Origin of the sequence: Pseudoclavibacter sp. 13-3, from assembly GCF_021168475.1 — a bacterium.
Classification (GTDB): domain Bacteria; phylum Actinomycetota; class Actinomycetes; order Actinomycetales; family Microbacteriaceae; genus Pseudoclavibacter_A.
On sequence record NZ_JAJOZT010000005.1, the window covers coordinates 1 to 17,726 of the forward strand.

Below are 17,726 nucleotides of genomic sequence, written 5' to 3' on the forward strand. Positions count from 1 at the left end.
ATCAACAGATCACCGAAATGCAGGACCTCCTCAACACCAGACCACGCAAAACACTTGACTGGGACACCCCGGCCCAGAGAATAGAACCACTACTAACAACCGTTGCACTCACCACCTGAAACCGCCACGCAGAATCTGCTCGTTTGCGCAGTCTCGGCGTCTGGCGTGTATGACTCGCCCGCCAGCCCCTACCCGTCCAGCTCCTACCCGTCCGGGCCTTGCCATCCAAGCCCTACCATCCAGGCATTACCCTCCCGCCCCTACCCTCCGGAACCTGCCATCCGGGACCTGCCGTGCACGACCCGGTGTGCATGAGCCGGCACTCAAGACCCGCCGCCCATAGCTCACCCCGTCCAAGACCCGGCGCCCAAGTTCTCAGGCACCGGGTTCAGGCCCGCGGGCCCCGATGACGGCGACTGGCTATAGCATTGACCAGTCGAAGGAGCACCATGTCCGCCAACGCCTCAGCGCATCCGCAGCAGTCTGACCCCGCCGTCTCGGGCCAGCAGGGTGCGACGTCTGCCGCAGCGCAGCATCCGCAGTCGGGCCGCCCGCACACGGCGAAGTCGGCCGACCCGACCGACCGGGCCGACCTGACTGACAGAGCTGACCAGTCCGACCAGTCCGACCAGGCCGACCAGGCCGACCAGGCCGACCGCCAGAGGCCGCCCAAGCGTCGCGGGCCGTTCTCACGCGCACGGTCGAACGAGCCGCGAGCGCACTTCTCGCAGCTCTGGCCGTATCTCGTCGAGCGCAAGGGCATCCTCATCGTCGCAGCGGTGCTCTCGATCGTGGGCGCTCTGCTCACGCTGTGCCAGCCACTGCTGCTCAATGTGCTGATCACACGCGTGCAGAACGGTGAGGTGCTCGGCGCACTCGTCTGGCTCGTCGTGGCGGTGCTGATCGTGTCGGGCATCATCACCGGCGTGCAGTACTACGTGCTGAGTCGCACCGGCGAGGGCGTCGTGCTCTCGAGCCGGCAGCGACTGGCGCACAAGATTCTGCGGCTGCCGATCAGCGAGCTCGACCAGCGTCGCACCGGCGACCTCGTGAGCCGCGTCAGCTCTGACACCACCCTTCTGCGTGCCGTGCTCACCCAAGGTCTGGTCGACGCCGTCGGCGGCGTCTTCATTCTCATCGGCGCGGTCGTCGGCATGCTCGTGCTCGACCCGCTGCTCTTCGGCCTCACCGTGCTGGTGCTCGCCGTGGCGATCGTCGCGGTCTCTGCCGTCGCGCGGCAGGTGCAGTCGGCCACCCGTGAGGCGCAGAAGAGCGTCGGCGCCCTCACCGCCGCCGTCGAGCGGTCGGTGCGGGCCGTGCGCACCATCCGCGCGAACGGAGCGACGGCTCGCGAGACCGACGGCATCCTCGCTGATGCGCACCAGGCCTACGACCGCGGCCTGCGCATCGCACGGCTGTCGTCGATGGTCGGACCGACCGTTCAGGTGGCTCTGCAGTCAGCCGTGCTGGTCGTGCTCGGGGTCGGCGGCCTGCGCGTCGCAGCAGGCGTGATCACGATCGCGCAGCTGGTCAGCTTCGTGATCTTCCTGTTCATGATGGTGATGCCATTGGTGAGCGCGGCTGGTGCGTTCACGTCGGTGCAGAGCGCGCTCGGCGCACTCGCCCGCATTCAAGAGGTGCTCGATCTGCCTGATGAGGATGCCGACGACCGTGTGCGCTCCGGCTCGCCTGCGCTGCCGGCTGATGCCGCAATCGCTCTCGACCAGGTGAGCTTTCGCTATCCGTCGAGTGCCGATGATGTGCTGCACGGGCTTTCGCTCACCGTGCCTGCCGGCACGAAGACTGCCCTGGTGGGCCCGTCGGGCGCCGGCAAGTCGACGACGCTCGGGCTCCTCGAGCGCTTCTATGACGTGCAGGGCGGAGCAGTGAAGGTCAACGGCGTCGACGTGCGCGACTGGGATCGCGACCAGCTGCGCGCACAGTTCGGCTACGTCGAGCAGGATTCCCCGGTGCTGGCGGGCTCGCTGGGCGACAATCTGCGGCTGGCGGCGCCCGAGGCCACGGATGACGAGTGCCTTGCGGTGCTGCGCGAGGTGAATCTCGGGCATCTGGTCTCCCGTGACGAGGCGGGGCTCGACGCGTCTGTCGGAGAGGGAGGTTCACTGCTTTCCGGCGGTGAGCGTCAGCGCTTGGCGCTGGCTCGCGTGCTGCTGGCCGGGCCGCCGATTCTGCTGCTCGACGAGCTGACTTCGAGCCTGGACGGCCTGAACGAAGAGCTGCTGAAGCAGGCCATCGCACACGTGGCTGCCGGGCGCACGCTCGTGGTGATCGCGCACCGATTGTCGACCGTGATCGACTCCGATCAGATCGTGGTCATGGAGCATGGCGAGGCCGTCGCCACCGGCACGCACGAGCAGCTGCTCACGACGAGTCCGCTCTATCGGGAGCTCGCCGAGCAGCAGCTGCTGGCCTGAGCGGTTCTGACCCCAAGTTCGGCGTGCGTCGCAGGTGCCCGGCGAAGGGACGGGTCGCACGAGTAGGACCTCCCAGCACGAACCCGGGAGCGCACAGACAGAGAACGACCGCAGACTCCCATTCTCAGAGAGGTCTGCGGTCGTTCCTGGTTCTGCTCGTTCGGGATCCCGCTCAGCGCACCGTCGGGGTCAGCTACCCCGCGAGGCGCTGTTCTGCCAGACGCACCACGTTGACCAGTAGCTCGGCACGGGTCATCGGGCCGACTCCCCCGGGGTTCGGGGTGAGCCAGCCGGCCACCTCGGCGACGTCCGGGTGCACATCGCCGACCGGCCGTCCCTTGCCGGTCTCAGGGTCGACCACGCGGCTGACGCCCACGTCGATCACGGCGGCACCGGGCTTGACCCAATCGGGCTGCACGAAATGCTGTCGACCGAGCGCCGCGACCACGACATCCGCCTGACGCACCTCGTCGGCCAGGTTCGGCGTGCGCGAGTGCAGCGTCGTCACAGTGGCGTCGACACCGCGCCGCCCGAGCAGCAGCCCCAGGGGGCGCCCGACGGTCACGCCGCGGCCGATGATGGCCACCTTGCGACCTTCGAGCGGCACCTCGTAGCGACGCAGCAGCTCGAGAATGCCCGCCGGGGTGCACGGCAGCGGCGTCGAGATCTCGCCGCCGACGTTGAGCACGAGGCGCCCGAGGTTCGTCGGGTGCAGCCCATCGGCGTCTTTCGCCGGATCGATCAGCTCCAGCGCGGCCAGCTCATCGAGCCCCTTCGGCAGCGGCAGCTGCACGATGTACCCGGTGACGTCGTCCGAGTCGTTCAGTCGCCTGATCGCTTCGTGCACCTCTGCGGCAGTCGCCGTGGCCGGCAGATCTTCTCTGACGGATGCGATGCCCACCTCGGCGCAGTCACGGTGCTTTCCGGCTACGTAGATCTGCGAGCCGGCATCCTCTCCGACCAGCAGCGTGCCGAGACCCGGGGTGATGCCCTGCTCGCGAAGGACGGCGACGCGCTCGGCCAGCTCTGCCTTGATGGCCTCGGCCGTGGCTTTACCGTCGATCTTGATCGCGGTCATGCGCTCACCACTGCTCGAGGCCGGGGTACAGCGGGAAGTCATCGGCGAGCTTCGCGACGCGTGCCTTCAGCGCCTCGACGTCAGGAGTCGGCTTCAGCGCCTCGGCGATGACGTCGGCGACCTCGGTGAACTCGGTGGCGCCGAAGCCACGGGTGGCGAGTGCCGGTGTGCCGATGCGCAGACCACTGGTGACGCGCGGTGGGCGCGGGTCGAACGGTACCGCGTTGCGGTTGACCGTGATGCCGACCTCATGCAGGATGTCTTCAGCCTGCTGGCCGTCGAGCTGCGAGGTGCGCAGATCGGCGAGCACCAGGTGCACGTCGGTGCCGCCGGTGAGCACGTCGACGCCGTTCGCCTTGGCGTCAGGTGCGGTGAGACGCTCGGCGATGATCTTGGCGCCTTCGAGGGTGCGCTCCTGGCGAGCCTTGAACTCGTCGGTCGCAGCGATCTTGAAGGCCACGGCCTTGGCGGCGACCACGTGCATGAGCGGCCCGCCCTGCTGGCCGGGGAACACGGCCGAGTCGATCTTCTTGGCGAACTCCTGCTTCGAGAAGATCGTGCCCGAGCGCGGGCCGCCGAGGGTCTTGTGCACAGTGGTCGAGGTCACGTCGGCGATCGGCACCGGGTTCGGATGCAGCCCTGCGGCAACGAGACCGGCGAAATGAGCCATGTCGACCCAGAGACGTGCGCCAACCTCGTCGGCGATCTCGCGGAACGCCTGGAAGTCGACGATACGTGGGTACGCAGACCAGCCGGCGATGATCACGCTGGGCTTCTCGGCCAGCGCGATCTCACGGACTTTGTCCATGTCGATGCGGAAGGTCTCGGGGTCGACGCCATAGGCGCGAGCATTGTAGAACTTGCCCGAGAAGTTGATCTTCATGCCGTGGCTGAGGTGCCCGCCATGGGCCAGTTCGAGGCCGAGGATGGTGTCGCCCGGCTTGGCGAGCGCGTGCAGCACTGCGGCGTTGGCCTGTGCGCCTGAATGCGGCTGCACGTTGACGTGGTCGCCGCCGAAGACGGCGAGCGCGCGCTGCTGGGCGAGCGTCTCGGCCACATCGACGAACTCGCAGCCGCCGTAGTACCGGCGCCCGGGGTATCCTTCGGCATACTTGTTGGTGAGCACCGACCCCTGGGCTTCGAGAACGGCGCGCGGCACGAAGTTCTCAGAGGCGATCATCTCGAGGGTGTGGCGCTGACGGTTGAGCTCGTTCTCGAGCACCTGTGCGATCTCAGGGTCGAGCTGCTCGATCGGGGTGTTGAGCGTGGGGTTTGTTCCGGTCACGCGGATCTCCTTGTCATGGTTGCAAACTGCGGTTGCGTGTCAAGCAGACTGTCGAGGCCCAGGCGTGCGGCCCAATCCGTGTGCCGCTCCCCGATGGTGTCCATCTCATTCCGCGGTCTGCAGCAGTGCGCTCATCTGACAGATCACCTGCCTGATTCGTGTCCAGCAGTCAGACTGCGAAAACGCCAGTCGCGACAGGGTCCATTCTATACAGGGATCTCGACCCTGCAGGCGTCGACTACGATTGATCTCTGTCGTCGAGCATCGAGCGGAGATCTTTCATCGTGACCCAGCACATTGACACCACCCCGAACAACGACTGGATCATCACCATCACGTGTGACGATCAGCCGGGACTGGTCCATGCCGTCACGGGCGGCATCGTCGACGCCCAAGGCAACATCGAGGAGTCGCAGCAGTTCCACAGCACCGACACCGGGCGTTTCTTCATGCGTCTGCGCATCAGCACGCCGGCGAACGAGCAGCAGCTGCGCGCCTCGCTGGCTCCGGTCGTCGAGCAGTACCACCTGGATCTGACCCTGCGCGAGTCAGACCGCCCCACCAAGACGCTCGTCCTGGTGTCGAAGGCCGCGCACTGCCTGCAGGATCTGCTCTTTCGGCAGAACTCAGGCCAGGCCAACATCGAGATTCCACGCGTGTTCGGCAACCATCCAGACCTTGCCGATCTGGCCGGATTCTACGGGGTGCCGTTCACCTCGCTGCCGATCAAGAGCGCCGAAGACAAGCACGCCTTCGAACAGCGCATCATGCGGTACGTCGAAGAGAACGACATCGAGCTGGTCGTTCTCGCCCGCTACATGCAGATCCTCTCACCAGAGCTCTGCGACTTTCTCGCCGGACGTGCAATCAACATCCATCATTCGTTCCTGCCCGGGTTCAAGGGCGCGAACCCGTATCTGCAGGCCCACCAGCGCGGGGTGAAGCTGATCGGCGCCACAGCGCACTTCGTGACCGCAGACCTCGACGAGGGCCCCATCATCGAGCAGAACGTGGTGCGCGTCGATCATTCGAAGTCGCCTGCTCAGCTGCGCGCGATCGGTCAGGACGTCGAGAGCCGCACGCTGCGACAGGCGGTGACCTGGTTCGCCGAGCGTCGCATCCTGCGCGACGGCCAGCGCACCATCATCTTCCAGTGACGGCGCTCTTCCCGCGCGCCGTCGTCTGAGCGGGGGCTCGGCCACAGACGACGAAAGGGCACCGCGGCAGCTTCTGCCGGGTGCCCTTTCGGTGACGGCCGCGCGCCCCGTGCGACGCTGCGGCGTGCAGGCTCAGCCGCGCTCGTGCAGACGCACGTAGTTGCTGAAGATCGTGCGAGCGACCACCAGCAGACCGGCTGCGGTCAGCAGGCTGCCGATGATGCTGGCAAGCAGCAGGTAGACGCCGAAGAGCATGCCGCCGGTCGTGTTCGCCCCGGTGAACGACGCAGCCATCGACGAGCTCGCCTTGAACAGCTGAATCGAGTAGATGATGCCCAGCACGATGGTGTTCGCCGCGGCCGCCAGCACCGAGATCAGCACGATCAGGTAGCCGCCGCGAGCCTTGCGCCCGGCAGCCGAGTTGCCGAAGTTGAGATTGAAGAGATCGCCCATCACCGAGCCGCCCTGGCGCTGCTGCGGCATCTGCTGACCGTAGCCCGGCTGCTGCGGAAACTGCTGCCCGCCGAACTGCTGCTGAGCGGCCTGCCCACCGAACTGCTGCTGAGGCTGTGCGCCGAATCCTGCCGGAGGCGCCGGCGGGCCAGGAGGAGTGCTGCCGGGCTGGTTCGCGCCAGGAGGCGGAGGAGGCAGAGTGGACATGTGAGAGATCCTTTCATCGACGCAATCGAGGGATCACACGATGACTCCCCCGATCGGAATGCTAGCAGGTGCATGGTCTACGCTGGTGACCGCGTCGGCTCTGCGTGCCGGCGGCTTCAGACCGTTGAAGGAGGCGACACCACCCGTGTTCGATCGCCCACGTGTGCAGCCATCTCCTGACGACCAGCCGTGGTCGGGACACGAGCCCGGTTCTCGCGACTACCGCCGCATCCTGCTCGGCCTCTTCTGCGCCGGCATCGCGACCTTCGCCCAGCTCTATTCGTTCCAGGCCATCCTGCCCGAGGTGAGTCACGCGCTCGGCACCGACGAGGCGAGCACGGCCCTGACCGTCTCAGCGGTCACTCTTGGCATCGCGATCAGCGTCATCCCGTGGTCTTCGATCGCCGACCGCATCGGCCGAGTGCCCGCTATGGTCTGCTCGATCAGCGCCGCATCCGTGCTGGCCCTGAGCGCGATCGCCTTCGACTCGATCGGCCCGATCGTGGTGTTTCGACTGCTCGAAGGCTGCGCGTTGGGCGGAGTGCCCGCGATCGCGATCGCCTATCTGAACGAAGAGGTCTCACGGCGCGCCGCCGCGAAGGCCAGCGCCATCTACGTCGCCGGCACTTCGATCGGCGGGCTCTCAGGCCGCATCATCTCTGGCCCGGTCACCGAGCTCACCGGCAGCTGGAAGCTCGGCGTGCTCGCCGTCGTCGTCGTGTGCATCACCGCCGCAGTCGTGTTCGTGTCGGTCATCCCCCGCTCTCGCGGCTTCGTGCCGCTGCGCCACCGCCCGGCGAACCTGCTGCCCGACGCGCGGGTCTTCGTGCAGGTGAGACGTCACCTGCGCAACCCGCGCACCCTGGTGCTCTTTCTCAACGGCTTTCTGCTGATGGGCTCGTTCGTGGCCGTCTACAACTATCTGGGCTTCCGCCTCACCCAGCCGCCCTACGGTCTGCCGCAGACGGTCGTCAGCCTGCTCTTCCTGGCCTACCTGATCGGCACCCTCTCGTCGTCGATGGCGGGTTCGTTCGTCGACCGCTGGGGACGGCACCGTGTGCTCGCCGCCTCCACGGCGATGATGCTCGCCGGCGCTCTGATCACGCTGCTCTCGAGCATCTGGGCGATCCTCGCTGGTCTCCTGCTCTTCACCGCCGGGTTCTTCGCCGCGCACGCGATCGCCTCGGGTTGGGTGGGCGCTATCGCGGTGAGGGGTCGTGCGCAGGCCGGATCGCTGTACAACCTCTTCTACTACGCCGGGTCAAGTCTGCTCGGCTGGTTCGCGGGTCTGGCCCTGCGGTGGATGTGGTGGCCCGGTGTCGCACTGGTCGCGGCGGCTGCGCTGGCCGTCGCGCTCATCGTCTCGTACCGTGTGCTCGGGCGCGACGAGGCGCCGGGTGACGAGCCCGACGCTACTGCAACGACTCCTGCCAGCGGCGATTGAGATCGGCATAGGCGCCGCCAGCGGCGATCAGTCGGTCGGGGGCGTCGTCTTCCAGGATGCGACCGCGATCGAGCACGATCACCCGGTCTGCGTCGCGAACGGTCGAGAGCCGGTGCGCGATGATCACCGCCGTGCGATCGGTCAGCAGCCTGCGCAGCGCCAGCTGGATGTCGCGCTCGCCCGGGATGTCGAGCGAGCTGGTCGCCTCGTCGAGCACCAGCACCCGCGGATCGGCGATCAGCGCACGAGCGAACGAGACGAGCTGCTGCTGCCCCGCCGACAGTCGGATTCCGCGATGACTGATCGGGGTGTCGTACCCGGCCGGCAGCGCACGGATGAAAGGACCGGCGCCCACAGCATCCGCCGCGGACTCGATCTGCTCGCGGCTCGCACCAGGCCTCCCCAGGGCGATGTTCGAGGCGATCGTGCCGCTGAACAGAAAGGCCTCCTGCGTCACCATGACCACGTCACGGCGCAGCTGGGCGTCAGGGATCTCGCGCAGGTCGCGCCCGTCGAGGCGCACGGCGCCGGTGCCGGGGTCGTAGAACCGGGCGAGCAGCTTGACGATGGTCGACTTGCCGGCACCTGTCGCGCCGACGAGGGCGACGGTCTGACCCGCAGGGATGTGCAGATCGAGCCCGGCCAGCACGGGTTCGCGCTGGGTGTGCTCCGCTCCGACGCCCGAGTATGAGAACGTCACATCGTCGAAGTCGATGCGCCCCTGGGCCCGGTCGCCGTCGACGCGACCGACGGCGGGACGCACCGTCGGCTGCTCTTCGAGCACGCCTGAGACCTTCTCGAGGGCGGCGGCGGCCGACTGGAAGGTGTTGGCGAACATGCCGATCTCCTCCATCGGCTGGAAGAACTGGGTGAGGTAGAGCACCGCACCGATCAGCACGCCGACGCCGATCGTGCCGTCCATCAGGCGCATCCCGTTGACCGCCACCAGCGCGGCGATCGCGACGTTCGAGATCAGCGCGAGCAGCGTGAAGAAGACGCCCATGGTGATGACCTGGCGACGGTTCGCCTCGGCATACTGCTCGCTCAGCCGGGTGTAGCGTGCCGCGTCACGGCGTTCGGTGCCGAACGACAGCACGGCGCGGATGCCGTGCAGCACCTCGACGAAGCGCACGATGAGTCGCGCCGAGCGCTCGCTCGACTCGCGATACAGCTTGGTCGAGACGCCCTGGAACCAGCGCGTGAGCAGCACTGCCGGAATCAGTGCTGCGACGGCGACAACGCCGCTGGCCGGATCGAGCACGAAGATCGCCACCCCGATGAAGAGCATGCGCATCACGGCGGTGACGAGGTCGTTCAGCCCTGAGTCGAGCGCCGTGCGGATGCTGTCGATGTCGTTCGTCTGTCGGCTGATGACACGCCCAGAGGTGTAGCCCTCGTGAAAGCTCACGCCGAGCTGCTGCGTGTGGATGAACAGGCGTCGTCGCAGCGAGAGCAGCACTCCCTGCGTGAGCGACGAGGTCTGCACGATGAAGATGCGCATCAGTCCGGCTTCGACGATCGCCGCGACCAGATACCCGAGAATCACGAGCACCAGTTCGGTGAGGCTGCCGTCGATGGCCGCGGGCAGCGCATGGTCGAGCGCAGTCGCGATCAGCAGAGGTCCGAGGGAGCCGGCGGCCTGCGCCACGACGACGCAGAGCGAGAGCAGCATGGCTCTGCCTCGCACCGGGCGCACCAGTTCGGCCAGCAGACGCAGCGAACGCCGACGCAGGCGCCGCGACTGCTGCGCGTCGACCGCCGTGCGGTGCTCGAGTGAGACGCCGAGCGGTGCGTCCTGATCGCCGGCAGTGCTCATGAGCTCGCCTCCAGTGACATCAGCTGACGGTAATACGGTTCGCTGCGCAGCAGTTCGTCGTGCCGACCGGTGGCGACGATGCGCCCGTCACGCAGCACCGCGACACGGTCGGCGAGAGCCACGGTCGACGGTCGGTGCGCCACGATCAGGGCGGTGACGCCCTGCAGCACACGGCGCAGGCCCGCCTCAACCAGGGCTTCGGTGTTGACGTCGAGAGCCGAGAGCGGGTCGTCGAGCACGAGGATGCGCGGCGCGGCCGCGATGGCGCGTGCCAGTGCCAGCCGCTGACGCTGGCCGCCGCTGAGGCTCTGCCCCTCTTCGCCGATGACGGTGTCGACGCCCTCGGGCAGGTCATGGACGAACTCCGCCTGGGCCACCGCGATCGCCGCGTCCCGCTGCTCGTCGCCGGCATCCGGCCGCCCCATGAGCACGTTCTCGCGCACCGTGCCCGAGAACAGCTGCGGCGCCTCGAACGTCATGCCGAGCTGCCCGCGCAGCCGGTGTCGGGTCATGTCGCGCACGTCGACGCCGCCGACGCGCACGGCACCGCTCGTGACGTCCATGAACCGGGCCACCAGCTCGACCATGACCGTCTTGCCCGATCCAGTGGCTCCGACCAGAGCCACTGTCTCGCCCGGGGCGACGCGAAGATCGACGCCGTCGAGCACCTCGTGTTCGCCGTAGCAGAAATGGACGTCGTCGAAGACGAGTTCGCCGATGAGACTCGGATCGGGGTCGTCTTCGACCGGGTCGACCGGGTCGGTGACCTCTGCCGCAGTGTCGAGCACTTCGAACACCCGCGCGGTGGCAGCGGTGGCGTCCATGACGGCGGCGAAGGCGAAGCCGAGAGATCGCACGGGCCAGAGCAGAAAGGCAGCGGTGCCGAAGAACGCCACGATGTCGCCGAGGGTGAGTGCGCCGTCACGCACCAGAGAGAGACCGGCGGCGAGACAGACCACGAACGCGAGCTGCGGCAGCAGCGACAGCCACATGCGGATGCCCGAAAGCGACCGTGCCTTGTCGATCTCGGTGTCGCGCTGCCGCCGCGCCGCGCGCATGAACTGATCGGTGAACGTGTCGGAGCGCCCGAATGCCGTGATGACACGAACGCCCTGCACGCTCTCTTCGACCTCGGTGGCGAGCGCACCGGCCTGGTCGAGGCCGCGTCTGGTCAGCACGCGGTAGCGCAGCTGAAAGCGCAGAGACAGCCAGGCGGTCGGCATCGCGAACACGGCGAAGATGCCGCCGAGCGGCGGGCTCAGCACAACGAGAATCACGATGCCGACGACGACCGTGGTGACGTTGACCACGAGCAGAATCGATCCGAACGACAGCCAGCGTCTGATGCGGCTGAGATCGGTGCTCGCCCGGGAGAGCAGCTGTCCAGACTCCCAGTGATCGTGGAACGAGACCGACAGGTCGAGCAGGCGGTCGAAGAGCGACGTGCGCAGGCGGTGCTCGACGCCGACCATCGGGCCCATCAGCAGCATGCGCCGGGAGTACCACATGGCGGCCTGCAGCACCCCGAGTGCGAGCACGATGCCTGCGGCGACCCAGACGCCGCGGGAACTGCCCGAGTCTCGGCCAGAGCTGATCGGCCCGTCGACGAGTGCACGGATCACCTGTGGAATGGCCAAGCCGAGTCCGGTGGCGGCGAAGCCGACCAGCAGCCCGCCGAGGTAGCGCCAGATCACCGGCCGCAGGGTGGGCAGCAGCCGCAGCAGCGTCGAGACGCCGGCGCCCGGCGTGTTCGAGCGCACGGCACCGCCCGACACGGGCGTCGGCGCAGACACGGACGAGCCCCGCTCGGCCGAAGCCCGGGTGGGCTTGCGGTCGGGGCGGGGCTCGGTCACAGGGGTGGGGTCAGATGACGACGATGATCAGTGGAAGAAGTGGCGCTCGCCGGTGAAGTAGAGCGGAACGCCCGCCTGCTTCGCCGCTGCGATGACCTCGTCGTCGCGAATCGAGCCACCAGGCTCGACGACGGCGCGCACACCGGCCGCGAGCAGCACCTCGAGGCCGTCGGCGAACGGGAAGAAGGCGTCTGATGCGGCGACCGACCCCTGAGCCCGGTCACCGGCGCGGTTCACGGCGAGGTGCGCCGAGTCGACGCGGTTGACCTGCCCCATGCCGACACCGACCGAAGCCTCGTCGTGCGCCAGCAGAATGGCGTTCGACTTGACCGAACGAACCGCAGCCCACGCAAATTCGAGGTCGCGACGCGTAGCCTCGTCGACCTCGTCTCCGGTGACCAGCTGCCACTTCGAGCTGTCCACATGACCGGGAAAGTTGTCGGCGTCGCTGACCAGCAGACCACCTGAGATCTGCTTGAAGATCGTCTCGTCACGCGAGAAGTCGGCCGGCAGACGCAGCAGGCGGATGTTCTTCTTCGTCTCGAGCAGCTCAAGCGCCGCAGGCTCGAAGTCGGGAGCCACCACGACCTCGGTGAAGATGCCCTTGACCGTTTCGGCCATGGCCAGCGTGATGGTGCGGTTGGCAGCGATCACGCCGCCGTAGGCCGAGAGCGGATCGCAGGCGTGTGCCTTCTGGTGCGCCTCTTCGATCGTCTCGCCCACGGCGATGCCGCAGGGGTTCGCGTGTTTGATGATCGCGACCGCCGGAGCCTCGAAGTCGAACGCGGCGCGCAGCGCGGCATCGGCGTCGACATAGTTGTTGTAGCTCATCTCTTTGCCGTGCAGCTGCTCAGCCTGCGCGATGCCGTGCCCCAGCGGCTCGCGGTAGAGTGCGGCCTGCTGATGCGGGTTCTCACCGTAGCGCAGCACGTGGCCGAGCTCGCCGGCCACGCCGACGCTCTCTGGCCAGACGCGCCCCTCGGCCTCGGGGTGGCTGACCAGGTGGCCCTGGAACCAGTCGGCGACGGCACGATCGTACTCGGCGGTGTGTGCGAAGGCCTTCGCCGCAAGATTGCGGCGCTGAGCCAGCGAGGTGCCGCCCTGCAGCGAAGCGATGATCGCCGAGTAGTCGGCGGGGTCGACCACGATCGCCACGTTGGCGTGGTTCTTGGCCGCGGCGCGCACCAGCGTGGGCCCGCCGATGTCGATCTGCTCGACCACGTCGTCGCCCTGTGCGCCCGAGGCGACAGTCTGCACGAACGGGTACAGATTCACCACGACGAGGTCGAACGGCTCGATGCCGAGCTCGTCGAGCTGCCGCTCGTGGTCGCTCAGGCGCAGGTCGGCGAGGATGCCCGCGTGCACCTTGGGGTGCAGGGTCTTGACACGGCCGTCGAGCGACTCGGGAAACCCGGTCAGCTCGCTGACTTCGGTGACCGTGGCACCGGTGGCTGCGACCGCTTTGGCGGTCGATCCAGTCGAGACCACCTCGACGCCGGCCTCGGCCAGAGCGCGTCCGAGACGGTCGAGATCGGTCTTGTCCGACACCGAGATCAGCGCGCGCCTGATCGGCACGACGTCGCGCTCGCGGTATTCGCCTGCGCTGTGTCCAGCAGTCATCAGATTGTCTCCTTCAATCGTGGGTTCGAAGTTCGTGAGGTCGAGGTTCGCGCTGCCCGGGCGACCGCATCGCAGTCGATGTCTCCCCGGGCGATGCGGGTGAGCGTCTCAGCGAGCAGCTGCCGTTCGACCACCTTGATCCGGTCGTGCAGGGTGGCCTCGTCGTCGTCGGCGCCGATCGGCACACGCTGCTGAGACAGGACCGGGCCGGTGTCGACTCCGCTGTCGACGAGGTGCACAGTCGCACCCGTCTCGTGTGCACCAGCCGCCAGCGCATCACGCACAGCGTGGGCACCGGGAAAACTCGGCAGCAGCGCCGGGTGCGTGTTCACGATGCGATGCGACCAATGGCTGACGAGGTCGGCCGGCAGGATGCGCATCAGGCCAGAGAGCACGACGAGGTCTGGCTGCCAGGCGTCCGCTGCGGCCGCGAGCGCCCGCCCCCAAGCGTCGCGATCGGCATGGTCGCGATAGTCGACGCGAAATGTGGGGATGCCCGCCTCGGCCGCGTGATCAAGCCCAGCGGCAGCGCGGTCGGCGCCGACGGCCACGATCTCGAAGCCGCTGTCTGGCTGACGCTGCGCTGCGATGAGCGCACGAAGATTGGTTCCCGCTCCCGAGATGAGCACGACGAGTCTGAGCACCTGACCAGCCTACCGGTTTGCAGCCTCGGCGAGTGCGGGTCGGCCCAGCACCAGAACCGTCGCGGCCACGACCGCCCCGAGTGCGACGAACCCGGCCGGAATGATCATGCGCCAGATCGGCACCCCGACGTCTTGCAGTCGTCCCGGCCCGAGGGCCCCGGAGGCCAGCGTCGCCAGCACGGTCAGCACCAGCCAGATCACGACGGCCTGGCCCAGGGCGCTGGCCGCCGCGACCAGCCACCCATGCCAGCCGCCGACCAGTTCGGCGGCCAGAGGTCGCAGCGCGAACCAGGCCCCGGCGAACCCGGCGAGGATCGGCAGGATCAGCAGCATGATCTGCCAGGAGCCGCCGGAGGGAATCGCGCCGAGCACCGGGACCGCGGGCATCGGAGCGACCAGCGTGCCGAACGGTGACGCCAACGACCCCGTGCCGATGGCGATGCCGGCGCCGCCGATCCAGCCGATCGACCAGACCACGAGGTTGGGCAGGTAGAGCAGCTGGATCAGGCTCATGACGATCACCCCCGTCCAGCCGCCGTGCAGCGACTCGTAGACGGCCACGATGCTCATCCAGTTGCCCAGCACTGAGACGGTCAGGCCGATCGCCGCTGCGCCGACCAGAGCGACCATCGTGACGGCCGCGCCGCGCAGCGCCGCCCAGACGAACGAACCCGCGACGACTTCGTCGACGCGCGTCCACGCGCGCACACGCCTCAGCAGCAGCCGGGCGCCCGCGCCCTGCCGCGACTCAGGCGCGTGCACCAGTGTGGCGACGCCGAACACGATCAGATTGATCAGCCATGGCAGCAGCAGGGCAGGCAGCAGCGAGACGCGCGCAGAAGCATTCGAGGCCGTCGTCGCCAGCAGCACCACGGCGACGGCCAGAACGAGCGCGTAGCCGCCCCAGACAGCGGGCAGCGGCCCCATCTGGGCGGTGCGACAGCCGCTGTGCCAGCTCACCCAGACTGCGCCGACGAGCACGCCCGACGGCATCAGTGTGAACAGGTACGAGTCGACCGTGCCGGAGGCCGCGAGTGCGCCGCCGGTCACTTCGCTGGGCACGCCGAAGCCGAGCAGCCACACCCGCGCGGCCAACGACCAGGCGCCGCCCCACGACGTGCGCAGGCCGTCGTCGAAGATCCACATGGCCGTGGTGACGACCGCCAGCGGCAGAAACGTGACCAGCAGCAGGGTGAGCGGCTCGACGCTCACCGGGGCGATCTCGCGAAGTCGACGTCTCAGCACCAGAACAGGTTACCCGTCTCGCTCGGCATGCAGCGTCTCACAGCGCCTCGATCGGCGCGAGGGCGACCACCAGCTTCTTGCGCTGCCCCGAGTCGAATCGCACTGCGGCCACCTGCTTCGCACCCTTTCCGGTGAGCTCTTCGACCGTGCCCTCGCCGAAGCTCTTGTGCCTGATGCGATCGCCGGCGGCCAGGTGCAGCTCGGTCTTGGGCGTCGAGCCCACGCCGATCTCGTTGGCCCAGGCGTGGGCGGCACCGCTGCGCTTCGATCGGGAGCCGTGACTGCGGGCCGAGGCTCCCCACCCCCCGTCGGCCTCGAAGTCGTCGTCACCGGCCCGTTGGCTGCCGCCCCAGCTGATGCCGCGACGGTTCGCGCCGATCTCGTCGGGATGCTGCCGCCACTCGATGAGCTCGCCCGGAATCTCGTCGAGAAAGCGGCTGGGCAGCTGGTCGCGGGTCTGCCCGAACACGGTGCGGTTGATCGCGAGGCTGAGGAAGAGCCGGCGGCGGGCGCGCGTGATGCCCACGTAGAACAGGCGGCGTTCTTCGGCCAGCCCGCCGATCTCGTCGATCGACATCTGGTGCGGGAGCAGCCCCTCTTCGAGACCGGTGATGAACACGGCCGGGTATTCCAGCCCCTTCGCCGTGTGCAGCGTCATCAGCGAGACGGTGCCCGACTCGTCGTCGAGGTCGTCGGCCGCCGCCGTCAGCTGCACCTCGGTGAGAAAGTCGACCATGCTGGCGTCGGGGTGCTTGTCGACGTAGTCGGTCAGCTGCGAGAGGAACTCTTCGAGGTTCTCGGCACGGGCCTGATCCTGAGCGTCGAGCGAGCTGCGCAGCACCTCGATGATGCCGATGTGCTCGAAGAACCGCCCGACCACCTCGTCGAGACGGTCTTCGGCCAGCGCGGTGCGGGCGTCGACGATGGCCCCGCCGAGCGAGGTCATCGCCTGCGTCACCTTGGGGCCGAGCCCGATCTCGGCGGCACGCGTGAGCGCCGCGGGCAGGTCGAGGCGCTGCTGCTCGGCGAACATGACCAGCCGCTGCTCGGTCGTCGGCCCGATGCCGCGCTTCGGCACGTTCAGGATGCGTCGCACCGAGAGGTCGTCGACGGGGTTCGCGATCGCCACCAGATAGGCGAGCGCGTCTTTCACCTCGGCGCGGTCGTAGAACTTCGTGCCGCCGATGAGGCGATACGGGATGCCGGCGCGCACGAAGATCTCTTCGAGCGCTCGGGTCTGCGCATTGGTGCGGTAGAAGACGGCGACGTCTCGGTAGTCGAGCCCGTCTTGGTGCAGGTCGTCGATGCGGTCGGCCACGAACTGCGCTTCGTCGTGCGCGGTGTAGCCCGCGTAGGCGGTGATCTTCTCGCCGTCGCCGAGCGCGCTCCAGAGGTTCTTCTCGGCACGATCGAAGTTGTTGCCGATGACGGCGTTGGCCGCGCTGAGGATGCGCTGGGTCGACCGGTAGTTCTGCTCGAGCAGCACCACGTGCGTGCCGGGAAAGTCTTTCTCGAAGTCGACGATGTTGCGCATGTCGGCCCCGCGGAACGCGTAGATCGACTGATCGGAGTCGCCCACCACGGTCAGGGTCGGTGCGTCGACGCTGAGGATGCGCGGCTCGGCCCGCTCGGGAGCGGTCGCCGGGCCCGTGCCGTCGGCCGAGGTCGTCAGCAGACGGATGAGCTCGTACTGCGCCTTGTTGGTGTCTTGGTATTCGTCGACGAGCACATGGCGGAACTTGTGCTGATAGCGTCGCCGCACCTCGGGGAACGCCTCGAAGAGGTGCACGGTCTGCACGAGGATGTCGTCGAAGTCGAGCGCGTTCGCGCGCAGCAGTGCATGGTCGTACGCGCGGTAGATGTCGATCAGCGCTTCGTCGAGCGGGCTGCGGCCACCCGAGTCTCGCGAGAGGTCATCGGCGTCGCGCAGCTCGTTCTTCAGCTGCGAGATGCGATGCTGAGCGGCGGCCGGGGTCAGCCCATCGGTGTCGGCATGCCGCTCTTTGATCAGGCGCTTGAGGAGCACGCGCGAGTCGTGCGTGTCATAGATGGTGAAGCTCGAGTTGTAGCCCAGCTCAGAGATCTCGCGTCGCAGTATGCGCACGCACGCCGAGTGGAACGTGCTGATCCACATGCCGTCGGCCGCCCCGCCGAGCAGCTGGCCGACGCGCTCGCGCATCTCGTTGGCCGCCTTGTTGGTGAAGGTGATCGCCAGGATCTGGCTGGGCCAGGCACGATGGGTGGCGATGAGGTGGGCGATGCGGTGCGTGAGCACGCGGGTCTTGCCCGACCCAGCGCCGGCGACGATCAGCAGCGACTGCCCCTGGTAGAGCACCGCCTCGCGCTGCTGCGGGTTGAGCCCGCGCACGAGGGGTTCGTCCGATGCAACGGCAGCTGCCGCGCCGCGCCGCTGGTCTCCCGTCGGCTGCGGGCGGCGCTTTGAAGAGCGGTCGGAGCTGGGGTGTTCTGGCGTGAGTGACATCTCCTCG

Annotated in this window: 12 protein-coding genes and 1 riboswitch; of the genes, 3 read left to right on the forward strand and 9 right to left on the reverse strand. The window is 67.9% G+C overall.

The window, feature by feature from the left end; all coding sequences use genetic code 11:
• The first annotated feature begins 449 nt into the window (after positions 1-449).
• Complete coding sequence (locus tag LRX77_RS08875; protein ID WP_231832551.1) at positions 450-2,435, forward strand: ABC transporter ATP-binding protein; 1,986 nt, start codon at positions 450-452, stop codon at positions 2,433-2,435.
• 193 nt (positions 2,436-2,628) lie between these two features.
• Here the strand turns inward: LRX77_RS08875 and LRX77_RS08880 are convergent, their stop codons facing one another.
• The gene (locus LRX77_RS08880; protein WP_231832552.1) at positions 2,629-3,513 is read right to left on the reverse strand and encodes a bifunctional methylenetetrahydrofolate dehydrogenase/methenyltetrahydrofolate cyclohydrolase; all 885 of its coding nucleotides are present in this window, start codon (positions 3,511-3,513) and stop codon (positions 2,629-2,631) included.
• Between the two features lie 4 nt (positions 3,514-3,517).
• The gene (gene glyA, locus LRX77_RS08885; protein ID WP_231832553.1) at positions 3,518-4,798 is read right to left on the reverse strand and encodes a serine hydroxymethyltransferase; all 1,281 of its coding nucleotides are present in this window, start codon (positions 4,796-4,798) and stop codon (positions 3,518-3,520) included.
• Positions 4,799-4,847: 49 nt separating this feature from the next.
• A riboswitch (ZMP/ZTP riboswitch) is annotated at positions 4,848-5,001 on the reverse strand.
• Positions 5,002-5,082: 81 nt separating this feature from the next.
• Here glyA and purU point away from each other — a divergent pair.
• Complete coding sequence (purU, locus tag LRX77_RS08890) at positions 5,083-5,955, forward strand: formyltetrahydrofolate deformylase (protein WP_231832554.1); 873 nt, start codon at positions 5,083-5,085, stop codon at positions 5,953-5,955.
• Positions 5,956-6,087: 132 nt separating this feature from the next.
• On the opposite strand, the gene LRX77_RS08895 is transcribed toward purU, so the two are convergent.
• The gene (locus LRX77_RS08895; protein ID WP_231832555.1) at positions 6,088-6,615 is read right to left on the reverse strand and encodes a hypothetical protein; all 528 of its coding nucleotides are present in this window, start codon (positions 6,613-6,615) and stop codon (positions 6,088-6,090) included.
• 145 nt (positions 6,616-6,760) lie between these two features.
• Between LRX77_RS08895 and LRX77_RS08900 the strand changes: the two genes are divergently transcribed.
• On the forward strand, positions 6,761-8,059 hold the full coding sequence (locus LRX77_RS08900) for an MFS transporter (protein WP_231832556.1): 1,299 nt from the start codon (positions 6,761-6,763) through the stop codon (positions 8,057-8,059).
• Here LRX77_RS08900 and LRX77_RS08905 read toward each other — a convergent pair.
• The 6 genes from LRX77_RS08905 to LRX77_RS08930 are packed head-to-tail and all read right to left on the reverse strand — an operon-like array spanning position 8,028 to position 17,719.
• A complete protein-coding gene (locus LRX77_RS08905) occupies positions 8,028-9,875 on the reverse strand; it encodes an ABC transporter ATP-binding protein (RefSeq protein WP_231832557.1) in 1,848 nt (615 codons plus the stop codon). The genes LRX77_RS08900 and LRX77_RS08905 overlap by 32 nt on opposite strands.
• Positions 9,872-11,728, reverse strand: coding sequence for an ABC transporter ATP-binding protein (locus LRX77_RS08910; RefSeq protein ID WP_231832558.1), 1,857 nt, complete (start codon positions 11,726-11,728; stop codon positions 9,872-9,874). Before LRX77_RS08910 ends, LRX77_RS08905 begins: the two co-directional genes overlap by 4 nt.
• 27 nt (positions 11,729-11,755) lie before the next feature.
• Positions 11,756-13,348, reverse strand: a complete 1,593-nt coding sequence (gene purH, locus LRX77_RS08915) for a bifunctional phosphoribosylaminoimidazolecarboxamide formyltransferase/IMP cyclohydrolase (protein WP_231832559.1) — start codon at positions 13,346-13,348, stop codon at positions 11,756-11,758.
• Positions 13,348-13,992: a phosphoribosylglycinamide formyltransferase gene (purN, locus tag LRX77_RS08920; RefSeq protein WP_231832560.1), complete on the reverse strand. Its 645-nt coding sequence runs from the start codon at positions 13,990-13,992 to the stop codon at positions 13,348-13,350. The genes purH and purN overlap by 1 nt, the downstream gene beginning before the upstream one ends.
• Before the next feature lie 9 nt (positions 13,993-14,001).
• A complete protein-coding gene (locus LRX77_RS08925; RefSeq protein ID WP_231832561.1) occupies positions 14,002-15,237 on the reverse strand; it encodes a cell division protein PerM in 1,236 nt (411 codons plus the stop codon).
• A 37-nt stretch (positions 15,238-15,274) separates the two neighbouring features.
• Positions 15,275-17,719 (reverse strand): ATP-dependent helicase, encoded by a 2,445-nt coding sequence (locus tag LRX77_RS08930; RefSeq protein ID WP_231832562.1) that lies wholly within the window; start codon positions 17,717-17,719, stop codon positions 15,275-15,277.
• Positions 17,720-17,726: the final 7 nt, after the last annotated feature.